This is a genomic window from uncultured Ruegeria sp., assembly GCF_947489545.1.
Lineage (GTDB): Bacteria > Pseudomonadota > Alphaproteobacteria > Rhodobacterales > Rhodobacteraceae > Ruegeria.
The window spans coordinates 14,575-32,932 of the sequence record NZ_CANLDZ010000031.1; the positions used below are offsets into that span (position 1 = coordinate 14,575).

General features: G+C 53.2%; 20 protein-coding genes and 3 pseudogenes. 10 read left to right on the plus strand and 13 right to left on the minus strand.

The window, feature by feature from the left end; all coding sequences use genetic code 11:
* Positions 1 to 22: 22 nt before the first annotated feature.
* Entirely contained in the window at positions 23 to 1,666 is a 1,644-nt protein-coding gene (gene groL / locus Q1B13_RS24715; protein WP_298938034.1) for a chaperonin GroEL, read from the minus strand.
* 43 nt (positions 1,667 to 1,709) lie between these two features.
* Entirely contained in the window at positions 1,710 to 1,997 is a 288-nt protein-coding gene (groES, locus tag Q1B13_RS24720; RefSeq protein WP_299085326.1) for a co-chaperone GroES, read from the minus strand.
* Positions 1,998 to 2,352: 355 nt separating this feature from the next.
* Between groES and Q1B13_RS24725 the strand changes: the two are divergent.
* A pseudogene (locus Q1B13_RS24725) lies at positions 2,353 to 2,901 on the plus strand (2OG-Fe(II) oxygenase).
* Between the two features lie 52 nt (positions 2,902 to 2,953).
* Here the strand turns inward: Q1B13_RS24725 and rpsU are convergent.
* The 5 genes and pseudogenes from rpsU to Q1B13_RS24750 form a co-directional block, all read right to left on the minus strand.
* Positions 2,954 to 3,154, minus strand: coding sequence for a 30S ribosomal protein S21 (gene rpsU / locus Q1B13_RS24730; RefSeq protein ID WP_298938036.1), 201 nt, complete (start codon positions 3,152 to 3,154; stop codon positions 2,954 to 2,956).
* Between the two features lie 193 nt (positions 3,155 to 3,347).
* A pseudogene (locus Q1B13_RS24735) lies at positions 3,348 to 4,363 on the minus strand (MFS transporter).
* Between the two features lie 723 nt (positions 4,364 to 5,086).
* On the minus strand, positions 5,087 to 6,304 hold the full coding sequence (locus tag Q1B13_RS24740) for an MFS transporter (RefSeq protein ID WP_299085323.1): 1,218 nt from the start codon (positions 6,302 to 6,304) through the stop codon (positions 5,087 to 5,089).
* A 568-nt stretch (positions 6,305 to 6,872) separates the two neighbouring features.
* On the minus strand, positions 6,873 to 7,415 hold the full coding sequence (locus Q1B13_RS24745; RefSeq protein ID WP_299085320.1) for a GNAT family N-acetyltransferase: 543 nt from the start codon (positions 7,413 to 7,415) through the stop codon (positions 6,873 to 6,875).
* Positions 7,416 to 7,620: 205 nt separating this feature from the next.
* Positions 7,621 to 8,217 (minus strand): hypothetical protein, encoded by a 597-nt coding sequence (locus Q1B13_RS24750; RefSeq protein ID WP_299085317.1) that lies wholly within the window; start codon positions 8,215 to 8,217, stop codon positions 7,621 to 7,623.
* A gap of 205 nt (positions 8,218 to 8,422) precedes the next feature.
* On the opposite strand from Q1B13_RS24750, the gene Q1B13_RS24755 reads away from it, so the two are divergent.
* The 4 genes from Q1B13_RS24755 to Q1B13_RS24770 are packed head-to-tail and all read left to right on the plus strand — an operon-like array spanning position 8,423 to position 10,354.
* Positions 8,423 to 9,034, plus strand: coding sequence for a TetR/AcrR family transcriptional regulator (locus Q1B13_RS24755; protein WP_299085314.1), 612 nt, complete (start codon positions 8,423 to 8,425; stop codon positions 9,032 to 9,034).
* Between the two features lie 37 nt (positions 9,035 to 9,071).
* Positions 9,072 to 9,458: a hypothetical protein gene (locus tag Q1B13_RS24760; protein WP_299085310.1), complete on the plus strand. Its 387-nt coding sequence runs from the start codon at positions 9,072 to 9,074 to the stop codon at positions 9,456 to 9,458.
* Positions 9,459 to 9,516: 58 nt separating this feature from the next.
* Positions 9,517 to 9,903 (plus strand): Rid family hydrolase, encoded by a 387-nt coding sequence (locus tag Q1B13_RS24765; protein WP_299085307.1) that lies wholly within the window; start codon positions 9,517 to 9,519, stop codon positions 9,901 to 9,903.
* 10 nt (positions 9,904 to 9,913) lie between these two features.
* Positions 9,914 to 10,354, plus strand: coding sequence for an SRPBCC family protein (locus Q1B13_RS24770; RefSeq protein ID WP_299085304.1), 441 nt, complete (start codon positions 9,914 to 9,916; stop codon positions 10,352 to 10,354).
* A gap of 89 nt (positions 10,355 to 10,443) precedes the next feature.
* Here Q1B13_RS24770 and Q1B13_RS24775 read toward each other — a convergent pair whose 3' ends face one another.
* Positions 10,444 to 10,893 carry a GNAT family N-acetyltransferase gene (locus Q1B13_RS24775; protein ID WP_299085301.1) on the minus strand — a complete coding sequence of 150 codons (450 nt, stop codon included), beginning with the start codon at positions 10,891 to 10,893 and terminating at the stop codon, positions 10,444 to 10,446.
* A 250-nt stretch (positions 10,894 to 11,143) separates the two neighbouring features.
* Positions 11,144 to 11,791: a TetR/AcrR family transcriptional regulator gene (locus Q1B13_RS24780; RefSeq protein ID WP_299085298.1), complete on the minus strand. Its 648-nt coding sequence runs from the start codon at positions 11,789 to 11,791 to the stop codon at positions 11,144 to 11,146.
* Positions 11,792 to 11,921: 130 nt separating this feature from the next.
* Here Q1B13_RS24780 and Q1B13_RS24785 point away from each other — a divergent pair, with 130 nt between their 5' ends.
* Together Q1B13_RS24785 and Q1B13_RS24790 are read left to right on the plus strand one after the other, a co-directional pair.
* Entirely contained in the window at positions 11,922 to 13,031 is a 1,110-nt protein-coding gene (locus tag Q1B13_RS24785; protein ID WP_299085295.1) for an HlyD family secretion protein, read from the plus strand.
* A gap of 97 nt (positions 13,032 to 13,128) precedes the next feature.
* Positions 13,129 to 14,703 carry a DHA2 family efflux MFS transporter permease subunit gene (locus tag Q1B13_RS24790; protein ID WP_299800673.1) on the plus strand — a complete coding sequence of 525 codons (1,575 nt, stop codon included), beginning with the start codon at positions 13,129 to 13,131 and terminating at the stop codon, positions 14,701 to 14,703.
* Positions 14,704 to 14,798: 95 nt separating this feature from the next.
* Here the strand turns inward: Q1B13_RS24790 and Q1B13_RS24795 are convergent.
* The 3 genes and pseudogenes from Q1B13_RS24795 to Q1B13_RS24805 form a co-directional block, all read right to left on the minus strand.
* Positions 14,799 to 15,111 (minus strand): annotated as a pseudogene (locus Q1B13_RS24795) (transposase); the annotation flags it as partial.
* Positions 15,112 to 15,353: 242 nt separating this feature from the next.
* A complete protein-coding gene (locus tag Q1B13_RS24800; RefSeq protein ID WP_298938517.1) occupies positions 15,354 to 15,581 on the minus strand; it encodes a YdeI/OmpD-associated family protein in 228 nt (75 codons plus the stop codon).
* Positions 15,582 to 15,594: 13 nt separating this feature from the next.
* A complete protein-coding gene (locus Q1B13_RS24805) occupies positions 15,595 to 16,008 on the minus strand; it encodes a VOC family protein (RefSeq protein ID WP_298938518.1) in 414 nt (137 codons plus the stop codon).
* Between the two features lie 37 nt (positions 16,009 to 16,045).
* Here Q1B13_RS24805 and Q1B13_RS24810 point away from each other — a divergent pair, with 37 nt between their 5' ends.
* The 3 genes from Q1B13_RS24810 to Q1B13_RS24820 all read left to right on the plus strand — a co-directional run bounded on the left by Q1B13_RS24810 (position 16,046) and on the right by Q1B13_RS24820 (position 17,579).
* Positions 16,046 to 16,501: a MarR family winged helix-turn-helix transcriptional regulator gene (locus tag Q1B13_RS24810; RefSeq protein ID WP_299085290.1), complete on the plus strand. Its 456-nt coding sequence runs from the start codon at positions 16,046 to 16,048 to the stop codon at positions 16,499 to 16,501.
* Between the two features lie 185 nt (positions 16,502 to 16,686).
* Positions 16,687 to 17,247 (plus strand): SRPBCC domain-containing protein, encoded by a 561-nt coding sequence (locus Q1B13_RS24815; RefSeq protein ID WP_299085287.1) that lies wholly within the window; start codon positions 16,687 to 16,689, stop codon positions 17,245 to 17,247.
* Entirely contained in the window at positions 17,247 to 17,579 is a 333-nt protein-coding gene (locus tag Q1B13_RS24820; protein WP_299085284.1) for a helix-turn-helix transcriptional regulator, read from the plus strand. Before Q1B13_RS24815 ends, Q1B13_RS24820 begins: the two co-directional genes overlap by 1 nt.
* A 24-nt stretch (positions 17,580 to 17,603) precedes the next feature.
* Here the strand turns inward: Q1B13_RS24820 and Q1B13_RS24825 are convergent, their stop codons facing one another.
* Positions 17,604 to 17,888, minus strand: coding sequence for a hypothetical protein (locus tag Q1B13_RS24825; RefSeq protein ID WP_367180730.1), 285 nt, complete (start codon positions 17,886 to 17,888; stop codon positions 17,604 to 17,606).
* Positions 17,889 to 18,358: the final 470 nt, after the last annotated feature.

Here is an 18,358-nt window from a genome sequence, read left to right on the forward strand (position 1 = left end):
CTGCGGGCCGGTAGGTCGTGGTTTACATCATGCCGCCCATACCACCCATACCGCCCATTTCGGGCACGCCACTGTTGTTTGCTGCTGTAGGTTTGTCCGCAACCATCGCTTCGGTCGTGATCAGCAAGCCTGCAACAGATGCAGCATACTCAAGTGCTATCCGAACGACTTTGGTCGGATCGATAACACCGGCCTTTAACATGTCGCCGTATTGCTCTGACTGTGCGTCGTAGCCAAACGTCTTGCTGGTATTTTCAACGATCTTGCCAGCTACGACCGATCCATCGACACCAGCATTTTCGGCAATCTGGCGTAGAGGCGCTTGGAGCACCTTGCGAATGATCGCGATACCAGCCGCCTGATCTGCGTTGTCTCCTTTGAGGCCTTCGAGGACTTTACCAGCATGCACCAGCGCGACGCCGCCGCCCGGTACAACGCCTTCTTCGACAGCGGCCCGTGTTGCGTTCAGCGCATCATCGACACGGTCTTTACGCTCTTTCACTTCAATCTCAGTTGCGCCACCGACCTTGATCACAGCAACGCCACCCGCAAGTTTTGCGAGCCGTTCTTGCAGTTTTTCTTTGTCGTAGTCTGAGGTCGTATCTTCGATCAATGCACGGATCTGATTAACCCGCGCAGCAATTGCGTCCTTGTCACCCGCCCCGTCGATCACAGTTGTTGTGTCTTTGGTAATTGTGATCTTCTTCGCGTCGCCAAGCATGTCCATCGTGACACTCTCCAGCTTGATCCCCAATTCCTCAGAAATCACTTGGCCGCCTGTCAAGATTGCAAGATCTTCCAACATTGCTTTGCGACGATCCCCAAACCCAGGCGCTTTGACACCGGCTACTTTGAGGCCACCCCGAAGTTTGTTCACCACAAGCGTCGCGAGTGCTTCGCCATCAATGTCTTCAGCGATGACCAAGAGCTGCTTATCTGCCTGCATAACAGCCTCAAGCAAAGGAACCATAGGAGCCAATGATGTCAGCTTTTTCTCATGAAGCAGAATGACGCAATCTTCCAGGTTTGCGATCATCTTGGTTGGGTCCGTAACGAAGTACGGGCTGAGATAACCACGATCAAACTGCATACCCTCGACAACATCGGTCTCTGTCTCAAGGCCCTTGTTCTCTTCGACGGTAATGACACCTTCGTTGCCGACCTTTGCCATCGCGTCCGCGATCTGTTGACCGATGGCCGCTTCGCCGTTGGCAGAAATGGTGCCTACTTTGGCGATCTCAGCCGTATCGCCCACTGGCCGCGACATCGCCTTGACCTCGGCAACAACGGCGGTGACCGCTTTGTCGATACCGCGTTTGAGGTCCATCGGGTTCATACCAGCGGCGACTGACTTCATACCTTCCTTGACAATAGCTTGGGCCAAAACGGTTGCGGTGGTTGTGCCGTCGCCTGCCTCATCGTTGGTACGGGACGCGACATCCTTAACCAACTGAGCACCCATGTTCTCGAACGCATCCAAGAGTTCGATTTCCTTGGCGACCGTAACACCGTCCTTGGTGATGCGCGGCGCTCCGTAGGATTTGTCGAGGACCACGTTGCGGCCCTTGGGGCCAAGCGTGACCTTGACGGCGTTGGCGAGCGTATTGATGCCCTTGAGCATGCGGTCACGGGAGTCCGTGCCAAATTTTACGTCTTTTGCAGACATGTCGGTATTCCTAAATGAAAAATTGGGGAGGGTTCAGCGTTGTTCAGGCCATAATACCTAAGATGTCGCTCTCCTTCATGATCATCAGCTCTTCACCGTCGATCTTAATTTCAGTGCCCGACCATTTGCCGAACAGAATTTTGTCGCCAGCTTTGACGTCCATTGCGATACGCGCGCCAGCGTCGTCTTTTGCACCTGCGCCAGCAGATACCACTTCGCCTTCTTGCGGCGTTTCCTTGGCGGTATCGGGGATAATCAGACCGCCTGATGTCTTTTCGTCACTTTCAATGCGACGAACCAGAACGCGATCGTGGAGCGGAGTAAACAACATAGGTATGCTGCCTTTCAAGATTTACGGGGGTGGATGGCGTGCTTAGAAAGCCATTGGCACTCGCCACACCAGAGTGCCAGTACGACTGAGATGGCTATCGTTGAGGTTGGCTACAATAGACTAGTCGTAAATATTTTAGGGCCTAGCACAGAATTGGGCGCGCCCGACCATTGATCTCTGCAGCCGCTCCAGACCGACGTCACCTCTTCAGCCGCCAGCAATCTCTACCCACTCAAAGAGCAGGATACTGCTTTGGATTTAGGTCGTATTCCCACGCTTTGGTCGAAAATGGATAAGCATGGCGTGCAAAATGACCTGCATTGTCGAGTAAAACTCAGGACAAGGGACTTAGCAGGTGAACGTACATTCAATTGACGATGGATTTACGCCTGCTGAATGCAGCGCAATCGTCAACGCCGTGGCATCAGCTCCAGCGAGAGAAGCTTTGCTTGTCGGCCAGAACCGGGATCATAATCTGCGCCGCGCTAAGCTCGTTTGGCTGGATGAGATAGACGGCATGGCGTGGGTCATGGAGCGACTTATCGACGTTGTGAGAACCTCAAACCGAAACTGGTTCGACTTTGATCTCAGAGAATTTGCCGAGAGCCCACAGGTTGCCAGCTACGATGCCACGGATGGCGGTCATTTTACATGGCATTCCGACATCGGTGATGGCCCAATGGCACAAAAATGAAAACTGACGTTGGTCGCGCAGCTTTCCAAGCCCGGGAGCTATGATGGCGGTGATCTGGAAGTTATGCCGGGCGCGCATATCATCGCCGCAAACCGAACGCAGGGCTCCATCACTATTTTCCCAAGTTTTCATCTGCATCAAGTGACGCCAGTGACACGAGGGACCCGCCATTCGTTGACTGTCTGGGCACACGGTCCCAGGTTTCGATAGCTAGAAACTGCGACTGGGGTGCTGTCTCGATTACCAAACTAAGGACGTGTGGCTACGCTTCACGTTCCAGTTTTTTTCGAGCTAGTTTGCGGGCACGGCGGATCGCTTCAGCTTTTTCCCGTGCCTTTTTCTCAGAGGGTTTCTCGAAATGTTGCTTAAGCTTCATTTCTTGAAATACGCCTTCGCGTTGCAGCTTTTTCTTCAAGACCCGGAGGGCTTGATCGACGTTGTTGTCGCGAACACTGACCTGCATTTGGTTTTCTCTACTTTTGAGGACTTACCAGAATGACAGTTGCTAGAACCCGCATCTTGTCAAGATTATTTCGGCGACATCGCACGTTTCAGCATCGGCGTTCCGCGAGCCTCGCTGTTTTCGAGCGCGAAAAGGGAAGTCGAAGGGAGCGATTCCGCTAGCAGCAGGAAAAGGGCACAATTGGCGCCTGGCCTCAGGTCTCATGAAAAAGGATCCGCTGCTCAATTTGCAATGGTTTCACTGGCTTCATACGCTTTTCGCCCAAGCGCGGATGCAGCCGCCCGGCAATCCCCCAAGCCAGCAGGCTTGCCACACCTGCAGCGGCAAAAGTGCCGGATATCGGGGCGGCCAACAGGATCAGCCATGCCGCGCCTGGTGTCAGGATACCGGAGACATCCCGGTAGGACGAGTAGACGGCCGACATTTCGGTGCGTTCCGACGGTTTAACAGCCATAAGGAATGGCAGTCCGGCACAAATATCCAAGAGGATAAGAAAGAAACTGCCGGCAAAGAGCAGGCCGACAGTTGCAGACGGGGCTACAGAAACCAGACTGGCGGCACAGAACAGCAGGGCGAAGGCCATGAAACCGGTTTGAACTGTGCTGCGCACGGAGTGTTTCTGCATCCATCTCAGCATCACCGGCGACAAGAACAATCCAGCATTTGTGATCGACAAGAGCGTGCCGCCCAGCGTTTCTCCTAGACCATTCTCGACAGCGAATATGGGCAGATAGACAACATAGGCCCAACGGTCCATCCAAGGGCCGAATAGAACATGCGCAGCGTTTCGCATTTCCCCAACTCGACCCGCGCGATGTAATCCAGCACATAGGCGTTGAAACACACAAAGGTTACGACCGTGGCAAGCGAATTCAGGACAAGCCCCAGAACGATCATCTCTGGAGAGCCCAAGGTTGCAAGGCCCGATCCAATGACGAACGCCATCGCCCCGATGCCATACATCCATCGCCTCGCTATCCAGCGATTGAGAAAGGGAACGAGAAGCCCAGTCAGCAATGAGATGAGACCGATCACGAAGTAAATCGAACTGATCAGAACCGCGTCCTGGAGCGCGTCGTACATCGCAACCGGAAAGACGGAAATCAGGATGCCACGTGCAACTGCCTCAAATGCGGCAAGGGTCGCAAAACCCCGCACTGATGGTGCGGGTGCATGACGTAGCCATTCAGGGATTCGACGCTCAAACATCTCTAACAGGCCTAAAAGTATGGCTGGAAAAGTACGCAGTGCTCTTTGGGTGTCTGTTCGAAAGGCGACACCGATGATGGTTCACGACCCATTTTGAGTTTGACGGTCATCTCTTTGCGGTCTCAGCTATCGGAAATGAGCCAATGACTGAGCTGGGAAGAAGCAAACGAAGGCTAAGAATGGCTTTCAGTGTTTGCTGGATCCCTCGATTTTCGAAATATGGTCCCAGACCGGAGCGCTGAGGCCATTGTTGCCCTCTACCCCAAGCCGACCGTGAAATCACCGCAACCTTGATCGCTGCGCCGTGGGACAAATTGCCATGCCCCGCTACAGGCCTCGTGCAGCCCTTACGTCACGGTGAATTCGAAGCACTTCAAATCTCGCCAATTCGAACAACCACCTAACACCCGACTGAGCGCGACAAAGGGTGATTTCACGTTGCAGACATAGTGCACATGGCGAAACTCAAGGACAGCTTCCAGCATTCTTAGACCTTGATGCAGGTCGCAGCATTCCGTAGTTTTGGGCTCGGAGTAGCCATTCTCTGCAGTGGGTTCAGACAGATGGTTTGAACCCTCACCGGACCTTTATCGCACATTGAGGTTTCGCTCGAGCAGAAGGTTCTGCACCGCGCAAACCAGTCATTGGGAGTGCCAGTGACTTAAGGCAGGTGGGCGGACAGAACGGCCTTAGCCTATTAAAATATGAATGTCTGCTGTGGCTTTAATCTAGGCGTAGTCTCATCAATGCGTACGCCAGCAAGAAAGCACAGGCGAGGCCCGCCAATATGAATGTTGAACGCAAGGCGAGTTCACGTCCCAGTTCAATTTCCAGAACAGATACAGCGGCACCGCCAGCCAAAGCCCCTAAAGGCATGGAGCCCCAGCCGAAGAAACGGTAAATGCTGTTAACCCGGCCAAGCAATTCAGATGGGATACGCCGCTGTCTCCAAGATACGGTAATCACATTCCAGAGCATCGCCCCAGCCAAAACAAAGAACAACGCAATGCTCATCGTGACAACCGATTGGCTTATCCCAACCACTGCATAGCCAAGACCCCAAACTGCAATTGATAAGTACAAGCAGGCCTGAGTTCCAAGGAATGAAATAAACCTGGCTGCAAGCAAACTACCTGTGATCGCGCCTGCGGCCTCCACAGACAGCACCCAGCCGTATTGGAATGACGAAAGCGCTAATACTTCTTGCGCAAAAAGGACCTGAATGGTGATTGTTGCTGTCGCAATGAAGTTCGCAATGCCCAAGACAATTGCCAGTCTCAGCAAAAGAGGATCACGTCGCATATATGTGATTCCTTCGATGAGCGCTGCGCGAAAGCTAGCACTGACCCTTGGTTTGGGTCGGAGCGAAATCATCCAGACGAGACCCGCTGCTAGTACGAGCAGTGCAGCGTCAATGCCAAAAGGAATAGCAATTCCAGCAGCAATCAAGAATCCCGCCAACGGAGGGCCAATAAACTGACCCGTGAGCTGCTCACTAGTCCAAAGTTGACCATTCGCACGTTCGAGGTCTTGTGAGGCTACGATGGATGGCAGCATGGTTTGCGCGGCATTGTCCCGCAAAACCTCTGCTGATCCCAACAAGAAGGCAAGACCTGCAAGTACCCAGACAGCCCCATGCGCTTGTTGGTTCATTGCCAACATCATAATTGCCAGAACGATAGCGGCCCGCAACAAATCGGTGCGTGCTATGAGCTTGCGATGATCCGCATTGTCAACAATGACTCCGGCTGGAATTGAAAACAGCAACCACGGTAGGCGCCCTGCAGCAGCGACAGCAGCAATGGCGATGGGATTCTGCGTCATTAATGTCGCGAGCCATGGTAGCGCAAGAATAACCAACCCATCGCCCAAGTTGGTCAAGGTACCTGCGCCAAAAAGCAGGCGAAAGTTACGATTTCTAGCGAGCAGAGATGCGTCCATCGTTGGTACTCCAGATTTGCAAGAAGAACTTTCGGCCAGGGAAGATGCAAGCGCAAGTTTGTCATGCAGGTAAAACCTGATAGCTGCCGTTCGCATTCCATGCAGCATCCTGCAATTTGGGCTCGCACCTGCTTTTCTCTGCGACAAGCCCGCATTGGCAGGATGAGCCCTTAGGGCGTCAAAATGATCCCGAATCCGCGTGCCTCCACAAAATCGACTGAAACATCCTCATCGTCGAGAAACCAAGCCAGTTTCCACACAGCCTCAGCCCAAACTGAACCGTTATCGTCGGGCTTTGCAAACTCCGAAATGCAGGACATTGCCGCCTTTCGCGCGCCCAGCCATCGGTGAAGCACAGAACTCTGTTATCGGAAAGCGGTCATTTGCTGCTATTGCGGTCTACACTGACTTCTCAAGCAAAAGCGGACATCCAGCTATCAGAAAGGCAGAGTAACAACTGAAGCCGCCACCGATGCCCATGCATGTCATCACTACCACGTGTCCCGTCTCTGGATCCTTAGGGCGCAATGTTGACCACTGGCCGCCCCTTACCAATGCATCCTGTAGATCAGCGGAACTGGCGCGCTCGTCGCATGAAAAGCGTCTCGAGGGTGCTATAGGTGCCCATAATTTTGTTCGAGAATCCGGTCTTTTCAGCAACCCTGATGGAGTTGGAGTGTTCTGGATCAAAAATGCAGGATGTTTGATCGAACTCCAACCATTCATCTGCCCATTCCAACATCCTTGTAACGGCCTCGGTGGCGTAGCCTTTACCTTGTGCGCCCGCTTTAAACACCCAGCCTGCCTCCGGATTCCCATCCAGGGAAGGAGCCGTATCGCGTCGGTGGTTGGCAAACCCAACCTCTCCAAGGAATACGCCGGTCTTCTTGCATTCAACGACCCAATACCCGAAGCCGAGATGCGACCAGTGACCGGTATAGCTCAGAAGTCGCGTCCAAGACTGCTCCTCGGTGGATGGCTCGCCTGAAATCAAGGCAACCACCTCCGGATCAGCCCACATCGAAGCACTGTCATCGAAGTCGCTGGTCCGGTGACCTCGTAGGATGAGGCGGTCAGTGCCGAGGATTGGAGCTAGGATGTGGTTTGGCATCGGCGATCTCTTTCTGTGTTCTGCGTCAAATCTGGGCACGAAGCACCTAGCATCTTGATCTAAGCAAGGCATACCAGATTTCGTTTTTGTTTAGGTTGCCTTGGTGTGAGCTACGGATGTGCCAATGCTGCTCGGATTGCTACACCATGTCATTAGCTCTGCCTGATGTGATCTGATCTCTTGCGGACCATGGCCCCCATTGCTGTCAACCAGCTCTATATGGTTCTTCCTGCACCGCATGGCCGAGAACCATCTTCATGAAGAGACAGGGAATAAACCACTCCAGCCCGTCCCCAAGCGGCAGAAGAAGCTGGTCGCCAAGCAGGGCAAGTACGGTCAGTCCGGTTGCAGATGCACGCCTTAGATAAAGCGGCATTAACAGCACTGTTGTCACGCTGACGAGTAACAGCGCGTACCAGATTGTCGCGTTCAGGAGGTGGCCGTTCAAAAAGTAGGCGATGATAATCGGATGCACGTGTATCGCTGTGAACAGCATCGGATTCTTCGCCAATCTCGCGCTCAGACCCTCACCTTGTTGCAGATGTGTGTGGTAAAACCGCTTACAAGAGTTGAGCATGTTCGCGACCGCGCCACCGGCGATGTCAAAGGCGAAAAAGGCGAGCAGCGCAATTTTCCAACCTTCGGCGACGGGCACATTCCGAGCCTGATCCGCAGCCAGAATGATGCCGGTGAAAATAGAGGCCATGCCATATGCCAGGATACGTTCAGCCACTGTGGCGCCTGTCCCGCAAAGCGGATCAATGCCGCCTGAGTAAGTCCAGTTGATCGGTGCGGTTTGCATGTCTTCTCCTTAGAGTCGGTGAATTACCCATGACTTTGGTTTGTGTGTTTGCCGTCGCAGCAAAAAATGATGGCGAGGTTGTTTTCAGAATTGATTTATAATGACCGATTGGTCATTAAAGTGGGTGCGACAAAAATGACCATCCGGTCATAATAATTCTGTGTCTATGATGGGCACGAAAGAGAGCAGTAAGGGTTACAGGTGAATGCCCAAGGTCGTGGACAAAGCGAAAATGCGAGGTGAAATCCTCGATGCGGCCATGAAGGTTTTTGTTGAAAAGGGTTATCATGCGTCATCGGTGAGCGATGTTGCACGCGCGGCCAGCTTGGCCAAAGGTACACTCTACATATATTTCGACGGCAAGGACGCGATGACGACGGCGATTGTCGATCGCCATTTTGCAATGCTGGAAGACCGGATCACACAAGGCCAGACTTGCGAGACGCTTGATGCCTTTCTCGATGAGCTCAACCGAACGATGGATATCCCAACTGAGCAGGCTTCATTTCTTCGTGTCTTCTTCGAGGTGTTCGGTCCAAGTTTTGCATCTGAGGACTTCTCGCAGCATGTGGCCCGGTTTTTTGATCGTCTGGGTGCCCACTACGCCAACCAGATCTCACATCTTCAAGAACGAAAGCAGGTTGCAGAGCACTATGAAGCCGCCTCGATAGGCCGCGCGCTGGCCAGCATGATGGATGGAGTAGTCTTGCATATGAGTTTATTTGACATAACGAGGCGACGGCACAGGCGTTTGGTCCGCGAGGCAATTTCAATGCTTGGGGCCGGGTTGCGGCCAGCATCGGCCTCAAACGACTGACCCGCCTTTGCCACGTTTCACATAGCGGAGATATCACTTGAACATTTGGGTTTTCATCGTTGCCTGCATTACGCTGGCCGCCTTTTTGGCTCATGTTGTCATCGGTACAAAAGAGACTGCCACACTCGCCCCACCCAGATCGGAGACGCAACGCAACACCAATTGGGTGCAGGCCATGTGCGCCTTTCAGATGCTGTCTGTCGATCTTCTGGTGGTGGCGGCGGCGCTGTTCGGCATCGCAGTCCTGAACCTTGGTCCGTTGGAACGTCCGGCGATCCTGTTTTTCGGACTGCTGTTCTTTTTGTGGGGCGTGGTTTGGATCGTCCAGATGAAGGTCCTGCGCAAAACTGCGGGCAGCCTGTGGCGACTGCCACACTGGTTTGTCTGGTTCGTCTGTTCAGCACTTCTTTTGCTTGGCAGTTAGAACCGTGATGCACTGCGATAACACCAACAAAGACACAATGCATCTGAAAGGGTAGACGATGCCGAAACCTATTATCCCGGAAAGCCTCGAAAGCTACGTGACGGACTGGATGATGTCACCGGGGCTTGAACACGATGGCTTTGTCTTCATGACCGGTTTCACAGGTGCTGATGCGGATGGCTTACTGGCTGATAACCCAACCGACCAGATTGAGGCGGTCTTTGAGAAGATCGGGATGGTGTTGGCCGAAGCCGGACTGGGCTTCGAACACTTGGTGGAGATGACCAGCTACCACGTTGGTCTGCATGACCATCTGAATGCGTTCAAAGACATACGGGCGAAATATGTATCGGAACCGTTCCCTGCATGGACAGCGATCGAAGTTGCGGGTTTTGTCCGGGAAGGCGCTTACGTCGAAATCAGATGTATTGCGCGCAGGAACTGACGGGGCTCGCATGAGGATTGTCACTATACAGAACGACTATCCCGTGAGTGCGTCAAGATTGTGGGCGTTGGCCACTGACTATGCAGCGCTGAGCGAAGTTATGGAAGGATTGGTCTCGTTTGAGGGGTTGCCAGAAGGGCGCGCCAGAACCGGGCAGAGGCTTGAAGTGATGGTTTCGCTCTTCGGCAAGCTTCCTGCGCAACCCTATCGCATTGATGTGTTGGAATGCGACAATCAGCGCATGATCCTTCGATCATCTGAACGGGGTGCTGGTGTGAAGACATGGCTGCACAGTCTTACGGTCATGGAGAACGAGACCGGCAGCCGATTGCAAGACCGCATAGAGATCGATGCCGGTATGCTGACACCCGTGTTCGCACTCTGGGCCCGATACCTTTACCGCGCACGGCATAGACCGCGGCTCAGATTGCTCGAGAGCGGGCGATACTGACCGGTCTATCCGACCAAAGGCATGATAACGGCTTGGTGTAGTTGGAAAATGCTGGGCGGAACGCTACGTGTCGCCACCCAGCTCTTTCATCAGCTTTTCAGCCGCAACTGGACAGTCTCGAAGGGCAACCCATCATCATCCATTGCTCGTCTTGATAGTTCTTCGAACCCAAGCGTTTGATAGAAGGCAAGTGCCCGGCGGTTGTCCAAGTAAACCTCCAACCGCAACTCCTCCTTTAGGGCCATTGCATGGGCGACCAGAAACCGGCCGATTCCCTGCCCCTGGTAGTGCGGCGCGACAAACAAGCCGCCGATGAAACTGTCCACGAGGCTGATGAAGCCAATCGGCTCCCACGATTGACAGGCCACCCAGGTCTCCGAGTTGGGGAGATACGTCGTCTCGATAAGAATTTGCTGCTCACGCAGCCGTTCTTCGCTAATAAAGGCATGCGCCGATAGAGAGGCATCAAGCCAGATTGTCGAAAGCTTTTCATTGTCCGATGCCATATAAGCACGGATACGTGTATTGATTTTTTTCATGATAGTCCTGCAGAGATGTTGCACAGAGAAACAGTGCCAAGACTGGCACTTATTGACACCGCAGCTGCGGTTCAGGTTTGGCTTCTGCGCATAGATCTCCTTCGACAGGTTCTGTATCGCTAGTTTATCATTCGAGGAACTGCAAGAGCGGATGCAGTCTCCGAGGCTTGGATCCCGTTCCGAGAAAGACGCAATGCTCAAGTAACCGGTTCCGGGCAGTGCGCCTTTTTGCTTGCCGCTTCTTTAGCGGCTAGGAGTAAGCTGGAAAGTCGGAAGCTTCTTCAATGCCCGGCGTTCTGGTAAACAATCTAACCGCGCACGAAACCTTTTCCCTCAACACCGCTTGGGAAGGCTGTTTACCGGCAAGCACTGCCGACAAATGCACATCCCCTCGAACGGCACCCAAAAACTGTTCTGCCACTGTTTGGGCGTTTGAGGTTACAAGGTTGCCTACCGTTTGATTGGCTTCAAAGAAGCGGGCCAATCCTTCACTTGCAACGGCAGGGCCGCGTTCAAAAAAGTCCCGCGATAGCTCCGGAAAATGATGCGCCTCGGCCGTCATGATACGATATAAGGCAATCCCCTCGGACGATAGAAGAACGCTCAGATATTCGTATCCCATCCGGAACAGAGCCCGTTCAAACGCGCCCTCCGCCGGTTTTGGCTGCAAAGCCGCAAAGACCCGTCCCGAAATCCGCTCGACAATGGTGTGAAACAAGGACTCCTTGTTGGGGAAGTGGCTGTAGAGAGTACGTTTGGAACCGCCAAGGCGGGCATGGATCTGATCCATGCTGGTTCGCCCGAAACCTTCCCGGAGGAACATTTCCGACGCGATTTCAATTATTTCTTCTCGCTTTTTTCTTTGTCGTGCTGTCAACGCCGTTGGTGTTTGGCTCAAAATCAATCTCCAGAACGCGATACAGGAGCTTGCAATGGTACGGTATCGTACCGTATAGTACAACGGTACGGTTTCGTACCCTTTTGCACCCGTCCATCGGCAAGTGCCGGTTCTGAGGAGAAAGATTGACATGGTCCATAGGCTTGCAAAGATGATTGCCGTCATAGGTGTCACAGCCCTATGCGTTGCCTCAGTTATTGGTGGATACAACTACTGGCAAACCCGCAGTAACTATGCCTGGACCGACAACGCATATGTGCGTAGCGATAAAGTGCCGATTGCGCCAAAAGTGGCAGGGTTCATCGTTGAGGTTGCCGTCAACGATAACGAAAGAGTTGCAGCGGGAGATGTTCTACTTCGGATTGACCCAATCGACTATCAAGCAAATACGAGGCAGGCGAAGGCCGCGCTGGCAGCCGCAAAGGCTGCCCGAGCGAGGCTTGACGAAGAACGCCACATGCAGGTCCTGTTCACCGACGAAGCCCGCGCCAGAATAGATGCCGCTCTGGCTGAAGCCGAACGAACCACAAAGGATCTGCGCAGGGCAAAAAGCCTGATAGATGAGGGCTGGGCAACCGAAGCGCGTCTGGAAACCGCTACCGCCACCGCCGTCAGGGCGCGATCATCCGTCGAGCAAGCCCAAGCAGCATTGAAGGCCAGCCAGCAAAAGCTTCGTGTTTTGGATGCCCAAGCCGTAGCACTTGATGCATCTGTCGAACAAGCGTCTGCACTGTTTCAGCTCTCTGAAATCTCTCTTGAAGACACAGTCGTCCGCTCGCCAATAAACGGGCTTGTCGGGAACCTGCATGTCGAACCGGGGCAGTTTGTGCGAGCCGGGTCGCCGCTTCTGGCTGTTGTGTCGGATGAACAAAAATGGGTTGTGGCCAACTTCAAAGAAACTCAACTGGAAAACTTAGCTCCAGGTCAATTGGTTGCAATTCGCGTTGATGCGTTTGGAAGTCAGGAAATTCTGGGACATGTAGACAGTATTGCGCCAGCCAGCGGAGCAGAGTTCAGCCTTTTGCCGTCTGACAACGCTACCGGGAACTTCATACGCGTTGTCCAAAGGATTCCTGTAAAAGTTTCAATAGAACCTGAAAGTCCGCTTTTTAGCCGACTTCGCGCCGGAATGTCCGCCAAAGTTCGTGTCGATACCCAATCTGTAGCTGCGGACAAAACAACAAGTGAAGCGTCAACCAAGATCCCCGCAGAGGCTTCCTGGAGCCAGAAAGATGAATGAAGCTGGCTCTTGTTATGAAAACCGGCAAGTCGGCCACTTTGGTGCCAAGTCTGCGTCTTTAGATACTCGAAAGCATTCATATCCAATCTTGACTTGCTTGCACGCAGACCGGGGTGGTCATCGACCGGACGCATATGCTCTCGCGTTGGTGGTGGTGGGACTGACGCTTGCGGTTACTGTGGATGCGCTGAACAGTACAGTTTATGGGATGGCCCGCCCTCAGTTCATGGAAGGCTTGTCAGCCACTCAGGATACCGCGAACTGGTTGAAGACGGCCTTTGTGTCCGCAAAGCTTACCCTTCTTCCCGCCTGCGCATGGGCCGTCAACCGGGCCGGGGCTGGACGTATCCTTTGGTTTGCGTTGGTTGGAAGTATCGTAGCGTCCCTGCTATGCACGGTTTCTCCCGGCATCTTGAGCCTTGTGGCCTCTCGAGTTTTGCAGGGCGCAACGGGCGCCGCCCTTCTCGTTTCCTGCCAGACAATCCTATTCCAGCTGTTTCCCAAAACGCGGCAGGGTCTGGTCCAGGCTGTGTTTGCCTTCGGAGTTGTGGTTGCGCCAGCGTCTGCCGCGCCCGCCTTGCATGGCGAACTCATCGTTGGGGGTTCATGGAGGTGGATGTTTGCCCTCAGTGCCTGCGTGGCGTTGGCCGCATTACTCATTCTGTTTGCCGTGCGACGCTACCTGCCTGCGCAGAAGTACGATGAGTTGGAGTTTGATTGGGTTTGCCTGGGGCTGTTTGCCGTTGCAATGACTGCAATGGCTTATGCGTTGTCGGAGGGTGCACGCTGGAACTGGCTCGACACTACCCACATTCGCTGGTGGGTTGCTGCAGCGCTCGTTGGGTTGATCGCCTTCGTGGTCCGAATGAATATGCGACCGGGCCGCGCCATGTTCAAATACGATGTGTTTCGCAAACCGGAATTCGCCTTTGGCTTTGCGGTCAGTTTCGTAGCTGGCTTTGCTCTGTTCGGCAGCGCTTTCCTTATTCAGGTTTTTGCGCTGAATGTGTTACGCCTACCGTCGGATACGACCGCGCGGCTTCTTCTTCCCTCCAGTTTGACCATCGGGTTGGCTCTGCTGATAGCCGGTTGGTTCACGACGTCACGCGGTGCCAATCCAGTGATATTCATCCCGATCGGTGTACTTCTTGTGATGGCGTCTATGTGGATGCTTTCCGGATCAGGCCCACAAAGCGGATCACATGACATGTGGCTCGCACTGTTGTTGCGAGGGCTGGGACTGGGATTTTTGTTTTTGAGTCTAACGCTGATTGCCCTGAGCGGATTGTCACAGCCATTGGTTTCCGCCGGGACAGGTCTGTTCAACCTTGGGCGTCAATTGGGAGGGTTGATCGGCGTTGCATGTCTAGACACGTACATACAGCGGATCAACACACTGAATCTCCAGATTTTAGGCAGTAATCTCCATCCGTCCAATCCGGCACTTCAGCAAAGAACCGAGCTGGTGTCACAGAGTTTTATCGGCCGTGGGCTTGATCCTGGCATTGTTGATGGCGCTGCGTTGGTAGCCATTCAGCAATCGATCAGGTCGCAAGTTGCGCTGCTAACTTTCAACGAAGCGTTTCTTTCGATTGTTTGGCTTTTTGTTGCAGCTTTGCCGCTCGCAATCCTGTTTAAGGTCGCGCAAAAGAAAACCACTTATTTTCAATGACTCTCCGACCCAACCGTTGCGGCCGAAGTGCTTCGGCTCCCAACATCAGCCGCCGCTTTTCAGGTAAGCTCTGCGGGCGACTTCAGACAGGCAACAAAGGTCGAATGATCCGGCACTCGATCAGTCAGATCGAGGCGACAGAACCAACGATATGCCAAATTCAAGTGCACTTCCTCGCACAATCGCCGTTCCGACCGGATACCAAAGCAGTAGCCCACAAGCAGCATGCGGATCAGCAACTCGGGATCGACGGAAGGGCGACCTGTATGGCTATTAAAGTCCGCCAAATGACTGCGGATACTGCTCAGCTCAACAAATCGACCGCAGCAGGTGATCTTGGGGAACGTGGTCCTCTAACGAGAACTCATAGAACAGTGCGGCCTGAGCTTCCTGTCTTGATCCCATCATCGACCAGTCTCCCATTCAATAGGAGAATTGAATCAGTGGGATGGCCTTTGATCAAGGCAGACCTTTTCAACAGAATATGGCCTTCTTGTCAGCGTTGTCTGGTGCTGGGATGTCCGCTTTTCACCAAGTCCAATTTTGACGTAGGTTCACTTTGGGCTCATTCTACCAAATCGGGTTTGTCTCAGAGAAGGGCATGTACGAGCCCGAACCTCCGAGTTATTGCAGCGCAGCCAACGTCAGCTTTACAATTTTGGTTTCCAGTCCATCCCCATGTAGCCTGATCCCGCTTTCAACTCAGCGATCATCTTCGAGAGCCACCTTCGCTTGGTGTCATCGCGCTTCGCGCTGTTGATCCACCAGAGATTGTCGTTACGCTGATAAGCTGGTCGCGCATCGTATGAATCGCTTAGGTAGGCATCACGCAGCGCCTCTTTCACAAACTCAGGCATCGGTTGGATTGGACGTTTCAAATCTGGTATGCGGTTACCCCTCAGGTATGGCAAAGACCACGCTTTCTGCGGATCGGTCAGCTGGGCCATGCCACACTGCCTCGATGTTGTTTCCGTCTGGATCAAGAACGTAGGCTGCATAGTAACCGGGATGATAGTCGCGAGGTCCGGGCCCTCCGTTGTCGGTTCCTCCGTTCTCTATGGCGGCAGCGTGAAAGCTTGCAACCTGCCCTTCTGATCCAGCTTGAAAAGCCATATGAACATGGGTCGTTGGGCTTTCTCCGGCAGGCGCCACGAACAGCTCGTCAGCAATGAAAAAATGCGCGGTATCTTGCGACAGCTCCTGCCCCAAGGCGGCCAGGCATCCTTTGTAGAACCTACGGCTTGCGGCGAGGTCTGACACACTGAGGTGGATGTGATCGACCAAACGACCCTTGTGAATTTCCATGACTTGTCTCCCGACGCCTTTATCGTTAGCATAGCTAATGATTGATCTGCATCCCAGCAAATTCTTTGCCGCGCAGGCTTTGCATCAGCTCCTGCCCATGCTCGACCGGATGATGCGACAGATCGAACAACGTGCCGGAGCGACCGGTCAACAGCTTTCTGCAATCGCTGCCATCTCAGAGTTCGGCATGGACAGACTTCATCTTCTCGCCAGTCACGAAGGCGTCAGCCGCCCGACGATGAGTCGTTTGGTCAATAATCTTGAAGCGCGCGGCTGGATCTTAAAGCAAATCGACAAGGGTGACCTTCGGACGCCGAGGCTGTCAGTGACCGACATAGGGCGGAAGATGCTTGTGGATAGTTGCGAAGAACGGACACAAATCCTGATGAATCTGATGGGAGAGTTCGACGAAAAGGAATGCGCAGCTTTCAGCTCCATCCTAAGAAAACTACACGCCAATCCACGGCCGAGGATGGACAGACCGGTCCGATAGTAGACGCTCTGCGAGCGTCAGCATAGTCCGCCTTGGTGGCAAAATTTGATTATATTAGTCAGGTGTGATATTAGTGTAAGCTAATATATCTGCATCTGGGGAATGTGATCATGAATTTCGAAAAGGCATTTGGTGCGGACATTCGCACAGTTGGAAAAGGTGATCGCGAAGGTCGCCCCACGCATATGGTTCGCGCCTCGCGCACCTATCCAACTAGTCAGGCAGATTTGTGGACTGCAATCACCGAAAAACAACGGATAGAGCGCTGGTTCGGCAATGTCTCAGGCAACTTCCAAAGCGGAGGACGGTTTTCTATCGAAAACAATGCTGACGGCGACATTACTTCATGCGATCCGCCGCATACCTTAGCTATTACATGGGAATTTGGTGGAAATATAAGCTGGGTGAAGGTGACGATTCAGAATGTCGAGAACGGTTCGCTGCTGACACTTGAACATGAACTGCCGGCTGACAAAGAGAACGAAGCGCATTGGAACAAATACGGTCCTGGCGCCACAGGTGTTGGCTGGGAATTGGCAATGCTAGGTCTGGATGGCCATATTCAAATGAAAGGCAAGAGCGTGATTGAGGCGGGTCAGGAATGGGCAGAAGGAGAAGAGGGCAAGAGCAGGTTGCGTTCTTGGTCCGAAGCTTGGGGGAAAGCGCACGCTGAAGATGGCACCCCTAAGAAGATCGCGATGGAAACCGCATCTCGAACCGCAGATTTCTACACGGGAGAGGGTTGATGCACGCTTTCGATGTTCTGTCGGACCCGGTCCGGCGACGAACGCTGGAGCTGATAGCCCAGAAAGAGCACGCATCAGGCGAAATCGTCAACGTCATCGAATCTGAGTTTGGTATTTCGCAATCAGCGGTTTCACAGCATCTTCGCATATTGCGCGATGCTGGATTTGCACACGTGCGCAGAGACGGTGCGAGACGGTGCTATTCGATTGATCCTGCTGGCTTCGAGGATGTGCAGGCATGGCTTGACCAGCTTCGTCGCTATTGGGGCTCCAAGATGGAAGCTCTGGCGACTGAGATTGAGCGAGGCAAGCGTTCAGGTACGATAGAATAGCTGCGGAATTCTTAATCAGTCTGGTTAGGCGAACGTTCGCTTTGAGCTGGCACCGGTCATCCGACCATAACCGTCAGACGTCGATAGCGCGCCCTTCCACGACTTTAGTAACCCGCCTTCAAACATGACAAAGTTGCCATGGTCTTGAATGATCGACAGGCCGAGAACGCCTGAATAAAATCTCCTAGATTTCTCTACGTCCTCAACAAATGGAAGCGGGTTCACAAATTTCATGGATAATCCCTGGGAAACAATTGGTGGTGTCGGGTCATAAGTCACTATTACAGACATTCGTGCTCTATGCAGCATCGGTCATTAAGGGCTCCTTGTGGCGGTTGTTTGCAATCAGCCCCGATTGATAATTTGAGTCCTGACCAGACCTTTATCTTCGTTTTGTGTTTCTCTCGTGTAGCAAGTCGCAAACCGCGAGAACCAGGCCTTCAAAATCAGGTGGCAAATGGCGGGCGAGCGTAACAAACTATGTTTTGCTTCGACTGCGCCAAGGTCAGTTACTTTACGCTTAGACCAAGTTGACAAAGTGAAAGTCTGAAGGGTGCAGGCTTACCATAGCTGGTGGCTATCTAAATATAGGATTGGAATATTTCCCAATACAGCAACCGGGTTCTAAGGTTGGGTATGGAACGCATTGATCGGCCCCCGCGTGCTCGGCTAAAAATCGCCAATATTCGCAATAAATTCAGTCTGTTACTTGCAGGCCGAGTGGGTCTGGCGTATCATCGGTTCATCGGTTCATCGGTTCATCGGTTCATCGGTTCATC